Source organism: Mesorhizobium sp. M7A.F.Ca.MR.148.00.0.0 (assembly GCF_003997735.1).
Lineage (GTDB): Bacteria > Pseudomonadota > Alphaproteobacteria > Rhizobiales > Rhizobiaceae > Mesorhizobium.
Genome location: NZ_RZTB01000117.1, coordinates 1 through 18,348, shown reverse-complemented (window position 1 = coordinate 18,348; position 18,348 = coordinate 1). Strand labels below are relative to the sequence as shown.

The following is an 18,348-nucleotide window of genomic DNA, read 5'->3' as shown; positions in this document are numbered from 1 at the left end:
CGTGCTGCTGATCATCGGCGCCGTGATCGGCTGGTTCGGCGCGGCGGCAACCTGATCAAGAAGGAGTAGGGCAGTAAGGCAGTAGGAAATAGGGGCAGACGGCACCGACTGCTATGCCTACTGCCTACTGCCTACTGCCTACTGCCTACTGCCTACTGCCCTTTGTCCGTGGTCCGCGTCTTGGCGACTTCCTCGAGCATCCATTCGCGAAAGGCGACGATGCGCGGATCGGCGGCGGTATTTTCGGGATAGACCAGGAAGTAGGCGAACTCGGGCGCCACCCGCAGGCCGAGTTCGAAAGGCTGCACCAGCCTGCCCTGGGAAAGGTCGTTCGCCACCATGGCGAAATCGGCGAGCGCAACGGCATTGCCGTCGAGCGCTGCCTGGACGGCATCCGTGGAGTTGCCGAACACGACGGTCCGGCTGTCGTCGAAATCAGTGATGCCGGCCGCCGCCATCCACATCCGCCAGTTCGGCCACGTCACGCCTTGCCGCGACCATTCGATATGCGCAAGCGTGTGGTTGAAGAGGTCGCGCGGCTCGCGCAGCGGCGGACCGGACGTCAAGAGGCTCGGGCTGCACACCGGAATGAGGATGTTGTCGAACAGCCGGTGGGTGCGAAGACCCGGATATTTGCCGGCGCCGAAACGGATGCCGACATCGATGTCATCGAGTTCGAAATCCCGCACTTCATAGGCAATGTCGAATCGCAATTCGATATCGGGGTGATGCTTGCGAAAATCGTCGACGCGTCGCATCAGCCATTTTGACGCGAACTGCGCGTCGAGCGTCACCTTCAAAAGGGCGGTGCCGCGCGCCAGCTTCTGCGCCCGCGAAACGGCCCGGCCAAGCAGGTCGAGCGCGTCGGCCGAGGCGTCGAACAGCACCGTCCCCGCCTCGGTGAGCCGGATGGTGCGGCTGGTGCGTGTGAACAGCACCAGCCCGAGTTGATCCTCGATTTCCTTGATCTGATGGCTGACGGCGGCCGGCGTCAGGCCGAGCTCGTCGGCGGCACGGGTGAAATTGAGGTGCCGGGCCGCTGCTTCCAGTGTCCTCAAGGCACGAGTCCCGGGCAGAAGACGAGCCATCCTATCCTCAAATAAAACTTGATGATCCAGAGAAAACTACTCGTTTCTCGCAGAGATTTCAATCTGGCATCATCCATCCATCGAAACATCATCAAGCCGGATTTGATATCCGGGGAGAACGGAGCACACCATGTCCATCATCGTTTTGAATTCATCGACACCCCGCCCGGCCTGGCTGGCCGAAACTCTCGACTGGCTGCGTCACGCCCGGGTCGCGATACGCCTCGCCCGCCGCGACATTACCTACCAGAACGTCGAGGATCTCTCCGATCGCCAACTGCGCGATATCGGCGGCGAGCGCCGTGACGTCGCTCGCGCAATGGACAGGGAGCTTGGCCGGCTGGGCCTGCTAGACATGGGCTGGCAGAGACCGCGAAGGTCAGGGAATAGGCAGTAGGAAATAGGCAGTAGAGGAAAATTTAAGTCAGCGCCGACAGGTAGCCTACTGCCTACTGCCTACTGCCTACTGCCTACTGCCCTACTATCTCACCACCCTCACCACCGTCCGGTCCGACAGCAGTGGCAGCAGCCGCGCCATGGTTTGCGCCGTGACAGCCACACAGCCTTGCGTCGGCGTGAAGCCGGGGCGCGCCAGATGGAAGAAGATGGCGCTGCCGCGCCCGCGCCGGCGCGGCGACAGGTTCCAGTCGAGCACAAGGCAGGCGTCGTAGAGCCGGTCGTCGCGCCGCATGCGTTCGTGGCTGGCGCCATAGGGTATCTTGACCGGCCTGTTGTAGTTGCGGTCGTCGGGCACTTCGCACCAGCCCAGATCGGGCCCGATCGGCGTCATCGCCAGACGGGTCCTGCGGCCGCTGGAGAACTGATCTCCCCGGAAATACCCCGACAGTATCCGCATCGCGGCCAGCGGCGTGGCGCCATCGCCTTCGCGCTTGCCGGCCGAGATGCCACCGCGCCCCAACGCACAGGCAAACACCGTTTTCCCGGCCTGCAGCAGGCCCTGGCTTGGATGCCCAGGCCTCGCCCGCACGGTCAGCACACGCAGCCCTTTTCGCAAAATTGCGCCGGCTGCATTGCGATCGTGTTTTTTCTTGTATGATCGTGCCACGGAACAAATCACTGTGAACGGCTGTTGCGCCGGTCAGCTTCCGCATAAACAGGCAGCGGTCAACTGAATTTTCTTTTCAAAACAACGGATTGATCCATGACTTCACGCACCATACTGATCGTCGACGACGATGACGACCTGCGCGGCACACTGGTCGAGCAATTATCCCTTTACGAGGAATTCGACGTGCTGCAGGAATCGACTGCGGCAAAAGGTGTCGCCGCAGCACGCGGCGGCCTCATCGATCTGCTCATCATGGACGTCGGGCTGCCCGACATGGATGGCCGCGAAGCGGTGAAGATCCTGCGCAAGGGCGGCTATAAGGCGCCCATCATCATGCTGACCGGCCACGACACCGATTCGGATACGATTCTTGGTCTCGAGGCCGGCGCCAACGACTATGTGACGAAGCCGTTCCGCTTTGCCGTGCTGCTGGCACGCATTCGGGCGCAGCTGCGTCAGCATGAGCAGAGCGAGGACGCCACCTTCTCGGTCGGGCCTTATACTTTCAAGCCCAGCCAGAAACTGCTGCTCGACCCGCGCGGCGGCAAGGTGCGGCTGACGGAGAAGGAAGCCTCGATCATCAAATATCTTTATCGCGCCGACCAGAAGGTGGTGACGCGCGACGTGCTGCTCGAGGAAGTATGGGGCTACAATTCCGGTGTCACCACGCACACGCTGGAAACCCATGTCTACCGGCTGCGCCAGAAGATCGAGCGCGATCCTTCCAATGCGGAAATTCTTGTGACAGAAAGCGGCGGCTACAAGCTGGTTCCTTAAACATTTCATTATCCAATGAGCGGTCGGGCGGGGCCGCTTTCGGGTACGATCCAGTTGGAGGGTGGTTTGGATCGAACTCGCAGAGGAGGAGTCGGACTGTCGGTTCGGGGACATAGCTAGATGGCGCTGGATGACGACATCCGCGTCCTGTCCGCCGTGAGGCTCTTCGAGGGCTTCACGCAGGAACAATTGCGCCTGCTCGCCTTTGGCGCCGAGAACACCAGGCTGATTGCCAACCACAAGCTTTATCGCGAGGACGACGAGGCCGATTCCGCCTATATCGTCGTCAGTGGGCGCATCGTGCTCTACCGGGAGCAGGGTGGTGAACGCATCCCGATTGGCACGGCAGGCCCCGGCACAATCCTGAGCGAACTGGCGTTGATCGCCGACACCAACCGGTTGACCAGCGCCTCGGCCGAGATCGATTCGGAAGTGATGCGACTCAGCCGCAAGATGTTCCGCCGCATCCTGGAGGAATATCCCGAGATCGCGGTCAAGCTCCACCAGCGCATCTCGGAGGAATTTCAGGCGATGATCCGCCGCATCGAGGAACTGGCCCCGCGCTTCTCCGGCTGAAGGCTGCCCGCCTTCGAAGCTGTTGTTTCGCGGCCAAAGGCGGAAGCGCGGCAGCGTCCGTTGACAGGCATGAGGTGAAATCCTAAAGCACCTCGAAGGCGGCCGGCACAGCAGGCGCCATCACCACCAGGCTCCTGGGGGGAGCGAGCCATGCCGTCAGGGCGGTACGAGACGATTATCTTGTATTCCCGCAATGACGCGTTCGGCGACGGATTGATCCGGATTCCGGCTTTGCGCGCCGCCAGAACGGCATTCCCCGATAGTTTCATCGTCTACGGAACCACCCGGTCGTCGTCCCTTGAACATAGCCTCAATCGCCATGCCGGCCATTTGGTCGATGCGATCAATGTGCGGACGCCGCTGGCGCGCCTGGTCGCCGATCACCGCAAGGGCAAGGGGCGATTGGCCGTTGTCGATTTCCGCATCTCGGCGCGTTGGCTGCTTCAAGCCTCGGCATCACTGCTCGGCCGCGGCATCGCCTATGAGGCAAACTTTCCGGCTTTCGCCCTTTCCTGGCGCCTGGGCCAAAGGCCTGAAGCACGACCCGGGCACAATGCCTGGCGCTACCACCGCCTCATCGAACGCCTTGCCGGCAAGCGGCTGCCTTTCGATCATCGGCTGGAGCCTGGCCCGGCCGCGCGAGCGGCGGCCAGGAGCCTTGCGGACGGCAAGCATGCTCCGTTGATCATTATCGCTGCGCACGGCAGCGCCAGCAAGCGCATGTCGGCGGATCAGGTTGCCGCGATCGCCGACAGCCTGATCGCCGACGGGGCGAACCTTCTCTATGTGAAAACCCCAGGCGATGGTCCCGATATGGCTGAACTGGCTCAGCGCGTGCCGAAGCTGCGGCTTGTCGATTCCGCCGCGATCGAAGGTGTCGATATCGGTGACATCTTGCTGGCGCTCGGCGAGTTTGCCGATCTTTACATCGGCGCCGAAGGCGGTACCGCACATCTCATGGCAACCGTGATGACGCCGATGGTTATCCTCAGTGGCGGCGCCAACATGGCCCGTTGGAGGCCGCTTTCGAACTGCGTGGACGTGATCGAATCCCGCCATGCCAGTCCGACCGGTCTGGTCGCCAATGTGCCTGCGCCGACAATCATCGAAGCGGCGCAACGCATGCTGGCGACGCGCCGCCGCGACCATCCCCATCTGCCGGATCTCGCAAACTGTCAGCCCAGCAATTTCGCGACAACGACATGCATGAAGACTTGAAGCGCGCCGTTTGAACTTGAATTCATTTGGTCGCGCTTCGAAGCGCGTTGAGATGGAGGTCGGCCATTTGCAGGCCAGCCTCACCTGAACATCGACGCCATGGTACAATGGGTTCGGTGGGGCGAAGCGCTGCAACCATGGTGACCACCGGCACAATGCAGGCGGAGTTCTCGGCGGCAGATCTGGCGGCTGTCGTACTTTGGTTCCGATGGAGTTCCTCTCAGTCCTCAATGAGAATAGCAAATGCCAGAGAACAACGCGCTGAACACAAAGCACGGCGAATGGACGATAGCCTGGCGCTTGGTCATACTGGCGGCGACGGCGATTAACGTCGCGATGCTCTTAGCCGCTCTGTTCGTTGCGCAGATTCGTGGTCTGGACGCTTGGATCTTTTATCGAGATCCATCTGCGGTCGCCGAAGTCGGCTTCTATACAGGGTGGATTTCGTCCCTGGGTGCTTCACTGTGGATCGGCTCCGGCGCGGTGACCCTGTTTGCCGGCCTGCTCACGCACCGATGGGATTGCACGTTTCTCGGCGGCCTTACCCTGTTCCTGGGGCTCGATGACCTGTTGTTGATCCATGAGGACGTGCTCCCCATGGTTGCGATACCAGAGATCGTTGCGATGATTGTCTACGCCGCCACCGGGTTGTTCTGGTTTTTTCGGCTGCGACGGAAGACATTCGACGGCACGATCGTCTTTGTGGCCGCAGGCTTCCTGCTCGCGCTGTCGGCATCCATCGACCAGATCGGAGATCTGTTTCCCACCCCTGGTTCTGCGGCAGCCATCGCCGAAGACGTCGTCAAAGAGCTTGGCATCTTCCTTTGGGCGGCAGGTGCCGTTGGGTACGCGGCGATGGTGACACGATTGGGCCGTCCGTGGGTGGATCCAGCCGACTCCACCTCCGCCGACTGACTGCCGCAGGCCCGCATCTTCGACCAGACTTGAGCAATTCTAGGAAAAGTGTGAAGCGGTTTTCCGTCTAGAATTGGGTCTACAAAGAGTTAGAGCAGCTCGCCGTTTCCATGAAACGGTGAAATGCTCTAGTCCAGATCGAACCGCGCGATCACAGGCACATGGTCCGACGGGCGCTCCCAGCCGCGCGCCGGACGCAGGATTTCGTAGCCGGAAAAGCTGGGCACCAGGTTTGGCGACGACCAGACGTGGTCGAGACGGCGGCCGCGATTGGACAGCTCCCAATCCTGCGCGCGATAGCTCCACCAGGTGTAGAGCTTCTGCTCATGCGGCACGTTGAGCCGCATCAGGTCGACCCAGTCGCCGGCGCGGCGCATCGCCTCGAAATTTTCCGTCTCGATCGGCGTGTGGCTGACCACGTTGAGCAATTGCTTGTGCGACCAGACGTCATGTTCGAGCGGGGCGATGTTGAGATCGCCGACCAGCACCGAGCCGGACACCTCGTCATGTTCTGCCCGGATGGCATTCATCTCGGCGACGAAGTCGAGCTTGTGCTTGAACTTCCTGTTGATGACGGGATCCGGTTCGTCGCCGCCCGCCGGAACGTAGAAATTGTGGAGCAGGATCGCCTTGCCGCCGGCCCGCACCGTCACCGAGAGGTGCCGGCTATCCTCGATTTCGCAAAAGCGTCGCTTCTCGACCACCTCGATCGGCCGCCGCGCCACGGTTGCGACGCCGTGGTAGCCCTTCTGGCCATGGAAGGCGATGTGCTCGTAGCCGAGCCTGCGGAAAGCCTTTTCGGGGAACAGCTCGTCTGGAACCTTGGTTTCCTGCAGGCACAGCACGTCGGGCGCATGCTCGACGAGCAGGCGCTCGACGATCGGCATGCGCAGGCGAACGGAGTTGATGTTCCAGGTGGCGATGGAAAAGGGCATTGGCAATCCAGGACAGCGTGCGACCGGCCAGAACCGATGGGCCCCGGCGGGGAAGACGCCTTTCGACGGAGTCAGTCCGGGAAACTGCCAGCCGCAAGCCGCAAAAACAAGCCGGGCCACGCCCGCTGAGGCGTGACCCGGCGCTTTCCACAGCTATTGGTGCGATTGGCCTAGCGCGCCTTGTTGGTGTTGAGCTCGCGGTTCGCCGTGTAGTCGATGGCGAAAGTATCCGGCGCGAAGCTGACGCCTTCCTTGGTGTTGAAGATCATCACCGTCGTATCCTTGCCCTGCGCGTCGGTGATCGTCCACTGCCGCAAGTCGAAGGTTTTCGGATCGAACATCATGGTGATCTTCGAATTGCCGAACACCGATTTGTCGGCGAGCTGGATGGTGGTGAGGTCATCCTCCTGCTTGACGCTTTTGACGCGGTCGCCGGAGAGATCGATCCTGGTGTCGAGCAGCAGCTTCAAGGGTGTCTTCGACAACGGATAGAGATCGGACGTGTTGAGCTTCTTGTTCAGGATGACCACCGACTTGCCGTCTGAAATCACCCGGAAGTTTGAAGAGCCGTCGTAGTTGAAGCGGATCTTGCCTGGCCGTTCGAGGAAGAACTTGCCGCCGGTCTGCTCGCCCTTGGGGCCGAACTGCACGAATTCGCCGCTCATCGATTTGACCGACGAAAAGTGGTCGGCGATCTTCTGCGCAGCGGTCGGCACAGCCGCCTGCGCCGAAGCCAGCACCTGGAAGCCGGGCACCGCGTTGAAGGCTGCCGCCCCCGCAAACGCCAGGCCGAGGCCCAGCAACTGACGCCGGGATGGAGCAAATGTGCTGAGCGCTGAAAGATCGTTTTTCATGTCGGTCACTCTCATCTGATTCCTGAGTTGATCTGTGCTTGGACCCCCAGTTAGGCTGAAATTTGGCGGGTCAGGCGTCCCTTGGTCGCTTCAACGCCTTGAAAGGTTCAAGGTTGCCGGACCGGGATGTCACAAAGGTCAGGCTTTCTGGTCAGAACTTGTCCTCTTCGGTCGGCACCAGGATTTCGCGCTTGCCGGCATGGTTGGCCGGGCCGACGATACCTTCCTTTTCCATCTTCTCGATGATCGAGGCGGCGCGGTTATAGCCGATGCCCAGCCGGCGCTGGATATAGCTGGTCGAGGCCTTGCCATCGCGCAGCACCACGGAGACCGCCTGATCGTAGGGATCGTCGGAATCCTCGAAATTGCTGTTGCCGCCACCGGACCCACCCTTGCCCGACGGCTCGTCGTCGTCCTCGCCATCATCCTCGGTGATGGCGTCGAGATATTCCGGCACGCCCTGCAGCTTCAGATGCGCAACGATCTTCTCGACCTCTTCATCGGCGACGAACGGGCCGTGCACGCGCTGGATGCGGCCGCCGCCGGCCATGTAGAGCATGTCGCCCATGCCGAGCAGCTGCTCGGCGCCCTGCTCGCCCAGAATGGTGCGGCTGTCGATCTTCGACGTCACCTGGAAGGAGATGCGGGTCGGGAAATTGGCTTTGATGGTGCCGGTGATGACGTCGACCGACGGCCGCTGCGTTGCCATGATGACATGGATGCCGGCGGCGCGCGCCATCTGCGCCAGGCGCTGCACGGCACCTTCGATGTCCTTGCCGGCGACCATCATCAGGTCGGCCATCTCGTCGATGATGACGACGATATAGGGCATCGGCTCGAGATCGAGGTTCTCGGTCTCGTAGATCGCCTCGCCGGTCTGGCGGTCGAAGCCGGTCTGCACGGTGCGCGAGATCTTCTCGCCCTTCTTGTCCGCCTGGCTGACGCGGGCGTTGAAGCCGTCGATGTTGCGCACGCCGACCTTGGACATCTTGCGGTAGCGGTCCTCCATCTCGCGCACGGTCCATTTCAGCGCCACCACGGCCTTCTTCGGATCGGTGACGACGGGCGTGAGCAGATGCGGAATGCCGTCATAGACCGAGAGTTCCAACATTTTCGGATCGATCATGATCAGCCGACATTCTTCCGGCTTCAGCCGGTAGAGCAGCCAGCCGACATTCTTCCGGCTTCAGCCGGTAGAGCAGCGACAGGATCATGGTGTTGATGGCGACCGACTTGCCCGAGCCGGTGGTGCCGGCGACAAGCACGTGCGGCATCTTGGCGATGTCGACGATGACCGCCTCGCCATTGATGGTCTTGCCCAGCGCCAGCGCCAGCTTGGCCTTCGTCGTCTCGAAGTCACGGCTGGCCAGAATCTCGCGCAGATATACGGTCTCGCGCTTGGCGTTCGGCAGTTCGATGCCGATGGCGTTGCGGCCAGGGACCACGGCGACGCGGCAGGCGATGGCGCTCATCGAGCGCGCAATGTCGTCGGACAGGCCGATGACGCGTGACGATTTGATGCCGGGCGCCGGTTCGAGCTCATAGAGCGTGACCACCGGACCGGGACGGACGGCGATGATCTCGCCCTTGACGCCGAAGTCCTCCAGCACGCCTTCGAGCAGGCGGGCGTTCTGTTCCAGCGCGTCCTTGGACAGGCTGGCGTCGCGCACCACGTTCTTCGGTTCGGAGAGGAAGTGCAGCGACGGCATTTCGAACTTTTCCGAGCCGATCAGCGATGTCTGGGCCTCGCGCTGGACGCGGGCGCCGGGCACGGGGCGCGCCGCCGGCGCTTCGACGCGGGTGGCTGCGTCGGAGCGGAACGGCTGCACCCTGGCGGTCGGCGCGCCGCGGCGTTGCACGACAGGCTCATCGTCGAAATCGGCATCCTCGCCTGCATTGTCGAAGCGGTCGTCGAAGATGTCGGCATCGTCGGGGTCGAGCGAGGCGCTGCGGTCATTGACCATGGCGGCGAAGAATTCGGGCTCGACGCGGGCGCGGCCATCCTGGCTCATCCGCTGCTCGGCAAACTCCGCCGATTCGACCCGTTCGGCGGCGCGGCGCCAGGCGGTGGAGCGTTGCTCCATCTCCGGCTCGTACTCGTCCCGCTCCTGCCTGCGGCGCAAGGCACGGCGGTGCATCCACGCGCGCAGCGACAGCCACCAATGGGTGATGGCGCCGAGCGCCAGGATACCCTCGTCGCCTTCGTCCTCGTCATTGTCGAACAACAGGTCGTCCTCGCGCGGATCGGCGGCGGGCTCGTCCTCCATCACGGCGAAGCCGTTCTTGCGACCGATCAGCGCCGAACCATGGGCAAAGAGCCACAGCGCGGGTGCGGCCAGCAGGATGGCGATGATGCTGGCGATCAGCCCGGTCGGATAGCCGCCGATGACGACGCCGGGGATCTTCAGCACCATGTCGCCAAACACACCGCCGAGGCCGGTGGGCAGCGGCCAGGTCTTGGGCGGCACAACGCAGCCGACCATGGCCGCGGCCAGCAGCGCGAAGCCGAACCAGGACAGCCCGCGCTTGGGCAGCCTGTCGACACCGCGAGCGGAAAACAGCAGGAATCCCCAGATGACCGTCGGAACCAGGGCCGCGACGGCGGCGAGGCCGAAGAACTGCATGGCCAGGTCGGAGAACACGGCACCCGCATAGCCCATGGCATTGGTGACGGTGTTGTTCGTCGCGTGGGAAAAACTCGGATCGGCGACATTCCAGGTGGCAAGGCTGGCAACGCCAAAGGCGGCCAGCGCGAACAGGCCGACGCCGACCAGCCGCCCGACCTGACGCCGCGCGAACGCCTGGATGCCGTGCCCCGTATCGGCCAGCGCAAGCGGTGCTGAAGCCCCTGAACGCATGCTCTTCCCCGTCTGTCATGGTCTCGCCGGGTGCGTGGCGCATTCCGGCAGATTCGGGTCTCAGACTATCGGTGGGAAGGTTAAGGGCGCATTAACTATAAGAGGTTGAGATGATCAAACCTCGTTACCACTGGTTGAGACGCTTGCTGCTCGAAGAATGGCGCCGAGTGTGGGCGAAGGGGGGTCGCCAATTTGGGTAAAGGCATGCAACCCGTCTTCCTTCGCGTGGCGGCACTGGCCTGGGCAGGGCTCAGTTTGCTGCTCGCTTTGCACTGGTTCGTCGAACTCGGCATGGTGGGCTTCCCGGACGGCTATGTGACGCCCTTCGCCAGAGCGACCGGTCCGCTGCTGCACATCCTCGCCACAGCCTGCCTCGGACAAGGTCTCCGCGGTCCTGACAGTGGCGCCTGTGCTGATCGTCAGGAATTGCCCGCATTCCCGGACATGCAGCAGCGCGTATGAAGCGCTGACGAACACCATGATGGACGACGGCGCCGGCGGATAGAGCTGCCGCCTGCCGAAACAATGGCGGACTGCCGGGCCCGCCATTGGTCGTTTGGAACAAAGATCGGGCCTCGGCCTGACCGGACAAATCAGTTGGCGCCGCCGAGCGCCTGCACATTGGCGCAGAATTCCGCATACGGCTTGCTCATCGCCGCATCCTGGCATTCCTTCTTCATCGCTTCCTGCTTTTCCATCGGCATGGCCATGAAAGCGGTCTTGAAATCCGCCATCGGCTTCATGGTCTTCATGCCGGAATCCGTGAAGAACGGCGCCATGTTGTCGGGCTCATCCAGAGCGCCGGCAAATGCAAAGCCGCTGACCATGGAAAGAGCGAGCGCTCCAAGGCAGATATTCTTGAGGTTCATGAAATGGTTTCCTTCCCTGTTGTTTGGCACGAGCGTCAGAACGACGATCGTCCCCCCAGTTCGAAACCAGAGCGGTCGTTGTTTCCTCAAAAAACCTGATCACACGAACGTGATTGCGCCAAGACGGGCATTGCCGGAATGACTTGCCAAAAAAGAGGCCCGGATGCGATCCGGGCCTCAATGCGTGAACTCCTTTCGGGAGCATCACGACGGGATAGGAATTGCGGGGCGGCCAATGCCGTCCCGCACGGGCTTACGAGTGGTAGGCCGCTTCGCCATGCGAGGTGAGGTCGAGGCCTTCGCGCTCTGCGTCGGCTGTCGGACGCAGGCCGATGATCAGGTCGACGATCTTGTAGAGGATGGCGCTGCCGATACCCGACCACAGCAGGGTCACCAGGACACCCTTGGCTTGCGCCAGGAGCTGGGTGGCCGTGCCGGCATAGCCGGCAGCAAAGTCGGCCGTCGAATAGTCGACAATGCCGGCGCCACCGAGGGCAGGATTGACCAGGATGCCTGTGCCGAGCGCGCCGATGATGCCGCCGATGCAGTGGACGCCGAAGACATCAAGGCTGTCGTCGTAGTCGAACGTGTTCTTCACCACCGAGACGAAGAAGTAGCAGACGAAGGTGGCGACGATGCCGAGCACGATGGCGCCCATCGGGCCGGCAAAGCCGGCAGCGGGCGTGACGGCGACGAGGCCGGTCACCGCACCCGAAACGGCACCAAGCATGGAGGCTTTGCCGCGCAGCAGCGATTCAAGCACGATCCAGGTGACCGCCGCCGCCGCCGTGGCGACGAAGGTATTGATCATGGCCAGCACCGCATAGGCGTTCGCTTCAAGATTCGAACCGGCGTTGAAGCCAAACCAGCCGACCCACAGCAGCGAAGCACCGACCATGGTCAGCGTCATCGAGTGCGGCGCCATGAGATCCTTCTTGTAGCCGCTGCGCTTGCCGATCATGAGCGCGCCGACGAGGCCGGCAATGCCCGCATTGATGTGAACGACCGTGCCGCCGGCGAAGTCGATGGCGCCGAAGCTGAAGATGAGGCCCGTCGGATCGCTATAAGCGCTCGGGCCGCCCCAGAACCAGACCATATGAGCGATCGGGAAGTAGATGAAAGTGACCCACAGGATGACGAAAAGGATCAAAGCGGAGAATTTGACGCGTTCGGCGAAGGCGCCGACGATCAGAGCCGGCGTGATGCAGGCGAAGGTCATCTGGAAGACGACGAACACCAGTTCAGGAATGGCGACACCCTTGGTAAAGGTTTCCGACAGGGTCGTCACATCGACGCCGGAGAGAAACATCTTGGAAAGGCCGCCGACGAAGGCGTTGCCCGGGGTGAAGGCGAGGCTGTAGCCGTAGAAAACCCAGATGATCATGACCACGCTGGTGATGGTGAAGACCTGCATCAGCACTGACAGCATGTTCTTGCTGCGAACCAGGCCGCCGTAGAAAAGCGCAAGACCGGGAACCGTCATCAACAGCACCAGAACGGTGGAAACCATCATCCACGTGGTGTCGCCCTTGTCGACGGTGAAAGCTGGCGCTGCTGCGGCCGCGGCGGGAGCCGCTTCCTGCGCGAATGCGGCGACCGTGCCCAATGCTCCGAGCGCGAACGAGCCGAGCAGCGCGGAGCGCGCCGCTGACTTCAAGGTGGAAGGAATATTCATTGAACTCTCCATTGGAATACGTGATCGCCGCTCAGAGCGCGTCGGTGTCTGTTTCGCCGGTGCGGATGCGCACCGCCTGATCGATGCCGAAAACGAAGATCTTGCCGTCGCCGATCTGCCCGGTCTTGGCGGCGGCGGTGATGGCTTCGACAGCCTTGTCCACCATGTCGGAACTGACGGCGACTTCGATCTTGATCTTCGGCAGGAAGCTGACCGCGTATTCCGCCCCGCGATAGATCTCCGTATGCCCTTTCTGACGCCCGTAGCCTTTGACTTCGGTGACGGTCAGGCCCTGGATGCCGACGGCGGTAAGGGCTTCGCGTACCTCGTCGAGCTTGAACGGCTTGATGATTGCCATCACGATTTTCATAAGGTTTCACCCTTCGCTGTTGCGGTCCCCCGCGTTTGCACACCTTCACCGATCCTAAAAAGCCGGAGAGTGCCCACGAGGATTCAAGCTCCGTGCCAAGTGCCGAAGCAGTGTGTTAACCCATTGTAAACAAAGAGATTGAGGAGCGTTCCGACGCAACCTGTTGATAGCTGCGGCGATGCATCTGCTTAAAAATTGGGCAATTTTTGAAAAACGCCTACTCTGCAGGCGATCGCTTCAGCCGGATCAGCCCTTCCTGCGCGACCGAGGCGATCAGCGTGCCGTCGCGGGCAAACAGCGACCCGCGTGTAAAGCCGCGTGACCCCTGTGTCGACGGGCTGTCCTGCGTGTAGAGCATCCAGTCGTCGAGCGCATGACTGCGATGGAACCACATGGCGTGGTCGAGGCTCGCCGCCTGGATATCGCGGTCGAAAATGGCGCGGCCATGCGCGAAGGTCGATGTGTCGAGCAGCGTCATGTCGGAAAGATAGGCGAGCACCGCCGCCTGGATGGCGCGGTCCGCCGGCACCGGACCTGTGGTGCGGATCCAGATATTCTGCTTCGGCTCCAGCTTTTCGCGGCTGGTGTAATGCTTCAGCATCACCGGCTTCATCTCGATCGGCCGGTCGCGCTCCCAGTAGCGTTTGATGCCATCGGGCACCGCGTCGGCGAATTTGCCCAGCAATTCGCGTTGCGACAGCAATGTGTCCGGCCCCGGAACGTCCTGCGGCATCGGCACCTGGTGCTCGAGACCGACCTCGTCCTGCTGGAACGAGGCTTCGAGCGAAAAGATCGCCTGGCCGTGCTGGACTGCCACCACGCGCCGCGTGGTGAAGGAGCCGCCGTCGCGAATACGGTCGACCTCGTAGACGATCGGCACCTTGGTGTCGCCGGGCCGCATGAAATAGCCGTGCAGCGAATGCACGTGCCGATCGGGATCCACTGTCCGCTGCGCCGCCACCAGCGCCTGGGCGATGGTCTGGCCGCCGAACACGCGCTGCCAGTCGAGCAAGGGGCTGCGACCACGATACAGATTGTGTTCCAGCTTCTCGAGGTCGAGAATGCCGAGAAGCTCGTCCATGGCTGCCGTCATATTTCGCGCCCTCGCCGCAGAAGTGTTATGGCGGTTTCCGACAGGACGGACAGGCAGTCAAGGGTGCAGGACCCGGCCGGCGCGCAGGAGCGAAGATGATGGAACGCAAGGCGGACACGAAAACCGGGCCAAACGCGAAAACAAGATCTGGGCTCGATGTCCTGGTCGCCGGCGCCGGCTATGTCGGCCTGGCCGCCGCCGTGTCGCTGAAGCAGGCGCGACCGGGTCTCGCCATCGCTCTCGTCGATGCCGCACCTGCTGGCGCCTGGCAAAGGGATGGCCGCGCCTCGGCCATTGCCGCCGCCGCCTGCCGCATGCTCGACCAGCTCGGCGTGTGGGCCGAGATCGTGCCCCAGGCGCAGGCGATCACCGAGATGACCATCACCGATTCGCGCACCGCCGATCCGGTGCGTCCGGTCTTCCTGACCTTCGACGGCGAAGTGGCGCCGGGCGAGCCCTTTGCGCATATGGTCGCCAACAGGGTGCTGAACGGCGCCTTGCGGGCCAGCGCCGAAAAGCTCGGCATCGACATCATCGAAGGCGTCGCCGTGCAGGGGTTCGAGACCAACGGCGCTGGCATCACAGTGCATCTCGCCGACGGCGCGACCCTGAAGGCCCGCCTGCTGGTCGCCGCCGACGGCGTCAACTCGAAGCTGCGCGACATGGCCGGCATCAAGACGGTGAAGTGGGAATATGGCCAGTCCGGCATCGTCTGCACCGTGGCCCATGAACGCCCGCACAATGGCCGTGCCGAAGAGCATTTCCTGCCGGCCGGCCCCTTCGCCACATTGCCGCTCAAGCCCGGCGAGGACGGCACCAACCGCTCGTCGATCGTCTGGGTCGAGCGTACGCACGATGCCGAGAAGCTGGTGGCCGGTGACGATCTCCTCTTCGAACACGAACTCGAGCAGCGTTTTGGCCTGAAGCTTGGCGAGATCCGCGTTGCCGACAAGCCGCGCGCCTGGCCGCTCGGCCTGACCATTGCGCGCGCCTTCGTCGCACCCCGCATCGCGCTCGCCGGCGATGCCGCCCACGGCATCCACCCGATCGCCGGCCAGGGCCTCAATCTCGGCTTCAAGGATGTCGCGGCCCTTGCCGAGGTGATCGTCGAGGCCGACCGGCTCGGCCGGGACATCGGCGCGCTCGACGTGCTCGAGCGCTACCAGCAGTGGCGCCGCTTCGACACGGTGCAGATGGGTGTCACCACGGACGCGCTGAACCGGCTGTTTTCCAACGATATCGGCCCGCTGCGCACCGTCCGCGACATCGGCCTCGGTCTCGTCGAACGCATGCCGCGCCTGAAGGATTTTTTTATCCGGCAGGCGTCGGGACTGTCCGCCAGCACGCCGCGACTATTGAAGGGCGAGGCGATCTGACCCGCCGCCATGGCAGGGGTGTGTTGAGATTCAGGTCAGGCCGAACCGAAAATGGCGGATTCCGAGAACCGGAGCGGAGCGTACATTTGGGTACGTGAGCACCGGAAGCGCAGGAAGCTGCCATTTGCAGGCCGGGCTCACCTGAATATCAGCACACCCTAGTTGACCTCAAAACCCAGCTTTTGCCGCAGCCGCAATATCCTCTGGTCGGATATCTCCAGGCGTTTCTCGCCGCCCTGGGCGGCGCGGTTGACCATCTGCAGCAGATCGTTTCGCTCGGCGACATCGAGACGTTCGCGTAGGAACGGCGCCAGCTTGTCGATGACAACGGTGGCGTCGTCGACCTGCGCCGCCGCCCATTTGGCATAGATCACCGCCTCGTCGGTCTTCTTCTTGTCGGCGATCTCTGAAATCACCGCGCGGATGACGGCCTCGCGCTGCGGCAGGATGGGCCCATCCTCGGAGACGATTGATGTGATCAGCGTAGCCGCCGCTACGACTGGATCATCGATCGCCGTCAGCGGCGACAGCGCCGCCTGCTTGCGCAGCTTCTTGCGGCGTACCGAGCCCTGAACCCGGCCAATGACATCGGCAACGTCACGCGCGGCCTCGTTCATGGCCTTCATCCGGTACCACCAGAACGCCGCCGCGCCCATCACGCCAAGGATAGCAATCAGGAAAGGCATGTCGAAATCCCCAAGAACCCCGGCGACGATAGGAGAACTCTCGCCTTGCTTCAACACGCAAAAGTTGCGCACCGGAACCGAAGCCCGAACGCTCAGCCCGACGCTCTGGTTTTCGAAGCAGCCACAACGCTGGCGGGGCTCTATGATCCCGGTATGTCGTAGATGGCCCTGACCTCGATCGTGCCGAGTTCGGCCAGTGGAATACCAGCGGCAATGTCCAGCGCCGCTTCGAGATCTCCGGCCTCGATCATGACGAAACCAAGCAATTGCTCCTTGGTCTCGGCGAACGGCCCGTCGATAACAAGCCGCTTGCCCTGACGCCGCCGCACGGTTTTGGCCGTTTTCACAATTGCAGCGCCTGCGCGACGATCAGCAGGCCGCTCTCCTCCAGCGCCCGGTCGTAGGCCAGCGAATCGGCGTCGAGCTTGGCCGACCTTGCCGGGGTCAGCGCGTGAATATCCTTTTCCTCACCATAAACCAGGCAGACATATTTCATTTCCAGCCCCCTTGCCGCTGTGAACCATAGGATGCGCCGACGAGGGCATCGGTGTTGCCACTGACCGCCGCCGCATGATCGAGAAGGCATGCCGCGATGCCGATGATGGCAACCGCCGCCAGAAGCCGGCCAAAGCCGGACGCCGGCGGACGCAGCCAGAAGTCTTCTTCTCGTCGCCCGGCTCCGCAGCCTGCACCTTTCCACGATGCCAAAAACATATTGTCCATGTGAACCTCCATCCGGCCACAAATCCGTGGCCATCCGCAGGACGGGCGAAGCAGATCAAAGTCGACATTTCTGCACCGGCATTTTTCGGAAAAATCTGGCCACCGGTGCCGGCACCGTGCGGTGGTTCAAAGAGCGCAGTGGCCTTCGCGTCCGCGCGCGCTATAGTTGACCGGACGCCGGCTCGGCCTCGACAACGAACCCCAACCACGACAACCAAGGAGGAATTCATGGACCGCACCGCAAACGCCGTCTGGAAAGGCAATCTGAAAGAGGGCACGGGCACGCTCGACACCCAGAGCGGAACCTTGAAGGGCACGCCCTATTCGTTCAAGGCGCGCTTCGAGGACGAGAGCGGCAAATCCGGCACCAATCCGGAAGAATTGATCGCCGCGGCGCACGCAGGCTGCTTTGCCATGCAGTTCTCGCATTTCCTGGCCGAGAACGGCACGCCTGCCACCGAACTCGGCGCCAAGGCCGTGGTGACGCTGGTTCCAGGCACCGGGATCACCGGCAGCGCCCTCACCGTGGTCGGCAAGGTGCCCGGCATCGATGCGGCGAAATTCACCGAGCTGGCCGAGAAGGCCAAGGCCGGATGCCCGGTCTCGAAGGCGCTCGGCGCCATAAACGTATCGCTTGATGCCCGGCTCGGCTGAAAGCGCTGCATCCGTGTAAGACCCGGCGCGAACGCCCGGGCGCGCGCCGGCCTATGCTCCCAGCGCGTCCAGGCGAGCGCGCAGTGCGGCGACTTCCTGCTCCAATGCCTCCAACCGCGCCTCCAGGTCGGAAGCAGGCAAGGCCGATGCACTTCGCTGCACCGAAAGGGCGGCAACGTCCACCGGGCCGCTGAGGAGATGAACGTAGCGGTCCTCGCGCTGGCCTGGTCCGCGCGGGATTTCCTGGATGAGTGGCGGCCGACGTCCGATCAGCATGTCGAGTTCGGCGCGCAGATCTTCGATCGACGGGAACCGCGCCATGCGCTCGCCGCGCGCCAGCAGTTCATGGGCCGTCTGCGGCCCGCGCAGCAACAGCAGGCCGATCAAAGCAGTCTGCGGCGTGGTCAGCGAGAAGCGCTGCGCCATCTGGTGCTCGTAGCGCTCGACGCGCGAGCCGAACATCTGCCGCACCAGCCCCTTTTGTTCAAGCAGCTTCAGCCCCCGGTGCACCTCGGTCTGCTCCAGTGCCATCACCGGCTCGCGCGCCGTCTTCTGGTTGGCGGCGGCCAGTGCTGCGTTGAGCGTCAGCGGATAGACATCCGGCGTCAGCTC

The 18,348-nt window shown here is 62.8% G+C and carries 19 protein-coding genes and 2 pseudogenes; 8 read left to right on the top strand and 13 right to left on the bottom strand.

The genetic code is table 11. From position 1 onward, the window contains the following. Positions 1 to 152: 152 nt before the first annotated feature. Positions 153 to 1,088, bottom strand: a complete 936-nt coding sequence (gene gcvA / locus EOB49_RS27955) for a transcriptional regulator GcvA (RefSeq protein ID WP_127319562.1) — start codon at positions 1,086 to 1,088, stop codon at positions 153 to 155. 130 nt (positions 1,089 to 1,218) lie between these two features. On the opposite strand from gcvA, the gene EOB49_RS27950 reads away from it, so the two are divergent. After that, on the top strand, positions 1,219 to 1,485 hold the full coding sequence (locus EOB49_RS27950) for a hypothetical protein (protein WP_127269720.1): 267 nt from the start codon (positions 1,219 to 1,221) through the stop codon (positions 1,483 to 1,485). Positions 1,486 to 1,569: 84 nt separating this feature from the next. Here EOB49_RS27950 and EOB49_RS27945 read toward each other — a convergent pair whose 3' ends face one another. Then, positions 1,570 to 2,106: a L,D-transpeptidase gene (locus EOB49_RS27945; protein WP_174800339.1), complete on the bottom strand. Its 537-nt coding sequence runs from the start codon at positions 2,104 to 2,106 to the stop codon at positions 1,570 to 1,572. Between the two features lie 144 nt (positions 2,107 to 2,250). Between EOB49_RS27945 and EOB49_RS27940 the strand changes: the two genes are divergently transcribed. The 4 genes from EOB49_RS27940 (at position 2,251) to EOB49_RS27925 (ending at position 5,643) form a co-directional block, all read left to right on the top strand. Next, complete coding sequence (locus EOB49_RS27940; RefSeq protein WP_013528898.1) at positions 2,251 to 2,934, top strand: response regulator transcription factor; 684 nt, start codon at positions 2,251 to 2,253, stop codon at positions 2,932 to 2,934. Between the two features lie 120 nt (positions 2,935 to 3,054). Continuing rightward, on the top strand, positions 3,055 to 3,510 hold the full coding sequence (locus tag EOB49_RS27935) for a cyclic nucleotide-binding domain-containing protein (RefSeq protein ID WP_023811239.1): 456 nt from the start codon (positions 3,055 to 3,057) through the stop codon (positions 3,508 to 3,510). Between the two features lie 180 nt (positions 3,511 to 3,690). After that, the gene (locus tag EOB49_RS27930; protein WP_164777089.1) at positions 3,691 to 4,728 is read left to right on the top strand and encodes a glycosyltransferase family 9 protein; all 1,038 of its coding nucleotides are present in this window, start codon (positions 3,691 to 3,693) and stop codon (positions 4,726 to 4,728) included. A 243-nt stretch (positions 4,729 to 4,971) separates the two neighbouring features. Next, positions 4,972 to 5,643: a hypothetical protein gene (locus EOB49_RS27925; protein WP_127382883.1), complete on the top strand. Its 672-nt coding sequence runs from the start codon at positions 4,972 to 4,974 to the stop codon at positions 5,641 to 5,643. A gap of 128 nt (positions 5,644 to 5,771) precedes the next feature. Here EOB49_RS27925 and EOB49_RS27920 read toward each other — a convergent pair whose 3' ends face one another. The 3 genes and pseudogenes from EOB49_RS27920 to EOB49_RS27910 form a co-directional block, all read right to left on the bottom strand. Next, positions 5,772 to 6,578, bottom strand: coding sequence for an exodeoxyribonuclease III (locus EOB49_RS27920; RefSeq protein WP_127382882.1), 807 nt, complete (start codon positions 6,576 to 6,578; stop codon positions 5,772 to 5,774). A gap of 170 nt (positions 6,579 to 6,748) precedes the next feature. Next, positions 6,749 to 7,432: an outer membrane lipoprotein carrier protein LolA gene (locus EOB49_RS27915; RefSeq protein ID WP_127382884.1), complete on the bottom strand. Its 684-nt coding sequence runs from the start codon at positions 7,430 to 7,432 to the stop codon at positions 6,749 to 6,751. Between the two features lie 151 nt (positions 7,433 to 7,583). Next, positions 7,584 to 10,290 (bottom strand): annotated as a pseudogene (locus EOB49_RS27910) (DNA translocase FtsK). A gap of 204 nt (positions 10,291 to 10,494) precedes the next feature. On the opposite strand from EOB49_RS27910, the gene EOB49_RS27905 reads away from it, so the two are divergent. Beyond that, entirely contained in the window at positions 10,495 to 10,752 is a 258-nt protein-coding gene (locus EOB49_RS27905; protein WP_245472860.1) for a hypothetical protein, read from the top strand. Between the two features lie 131 nt (positions 10,753 to 10,883). Here EOB49_RS27905 and EOB49_RS27900 read toward each other — a convergent pair whose 3' ends face one another. The 4 genes from EOB49_RS27900 to tesB all read right to left on the bottom strand — a co-directional run bounded on the left by EOB49_RS27900 (position 10,884) and on the right by tesB (position 14,297). Continuing rightward, positions 10,884 to 11,159: a hypothetical protein gene (locus EOB49_RS27900; protein ID WP_127267328.1), complete on the bottom strand. Its 276-nt coding sequence runs from the start codon at positions 11,157 to 11,159 to the stop codon at positions 10,884 to 10,886. A gap of 253 nt (positions 11,160 to 11,412) precedes the next feature. Then, complete coding sequence (locus tag EOB49_RS27895; RefSeq protein ID WP_127267327.1) at positions 11,413 to 12,834, bottom strand: ammonium transporter; 1,422 nt, start codon at positions 12,832 to 12,834, stop codon at positions 11,413 to 11,415. A gap of 31 nt (positions 12,835 to 12,865) precedes the next feature. Beyond that, positions 12,866 to 13,204, bottom strand: coding sequence for a P-II family nitrogen regulator (locus EOB49_RS27890; RefSeq protein WP_013892292.1), 339 nt, complete (start codon positions 13,202 to 13,204; stop codon positions 12,866 to 12,868). A 217-nt stretch (positions 13,205 to 13,421) separates the two neighbouring features. Beyond that, complete coding sequence (gene tesB / locus EOB49_RS27885; protein WP_127319574.1) at positions 13,422 to 14,297, bottom strand: acyl-CoA thioesterase II; 876 nt, start codon at positions 14,295 to 14,297, stop codon at positions 13,422 to 13,424. Between the two features lie 98 nt (positions 14,298 to 14,395). Between tesB and EOB49_RS27880 the strand changes: the two genes are divergently transcribed. After that, positions 14,396 to 15,673, top strand: a complete 1,278-nt coding sequence (locus EOB49_RS27880; protein WP_164781828.1) for a ubiquinone biosynthesis hydroxylase — start codon at positions 14,396 to 14,398, stop codon at positions 15,671 to 15,673. Positions 15,674 to 15,831: 158 nt separating this feature from the next. On the opposite strand, the gene EOB49_RS27875 is transcribed toward EOB49_RS27880, so the two are convergent. The 3 genes and pseudogenes from EOB49_RS27875 to EOB49_RS27865 all read right to left on the bottom strand — a co-directional run bounded on the left by EOB49_RS27875 (position 15,832) and on the right by EOB49_RS27865 (position 17,082). Beyond that, positions 15,832 to 16,359 carry a hypothetical protein gene (locus tag EOB49_RS27875; protein ID WP_127382880.1) on the bottom strand — a complete coding sequence of 176 codons (528 nt, stop codon included), beginning with the start codon at positions 16,357 to 16,359 and terminating at the stop codon, positions 15,832 to 15,834. Between the two features lie 140 nt (positions 16,360 to 16,499). Then, positions 16,500 to 16,855: pseudogene (locus tag EOB49_RS27870) on the bottom strand (YciI family protein). After that, a complete protein-coding gene (locus EOB49_RS27865; protein ID WP_127382879.1) occupies positions 16,852 to 17,082 on the bottom strand; it encodes a hypothetical protein in 231 nt (76 codons plus the stop codon). Before EOB49_RS27865 ends, EOB49_RS27870 begins: the two are co-directional and overlap by 4 nt. 228 nt (positions 17,083 to 17,310) lie before the next feature. Here EOB49_RS27865 and EOB49_RS27860 point away from each other — a divergent pair, with 228 nt between their 5' ends. After that, the gene (locus tag EOB49_RS27860; protein WP_127382878.1) at positions 17,311 to 17,736 is read left to right on the top strand and encodes an OsmC family protein; all 426 of its coding nucleotides are present in this window, start codon (positions 17,311 to 17,313) and stop codon (positions 17,734 to 17,736) included. Positions 17,737 to 17,787: 51 nt separating this feature from the next. Here EOB49_RS27860 and EOB49_RS27855 read toward each other — a convergent pair. Then, positions 17,788 to 18,348: DUF480 domain-containing protein (locus EOB49_RS27855; protein WP_127382877.1), on the bottom strand; the 561-nt coding region annotated here is incomplete at its 5' end.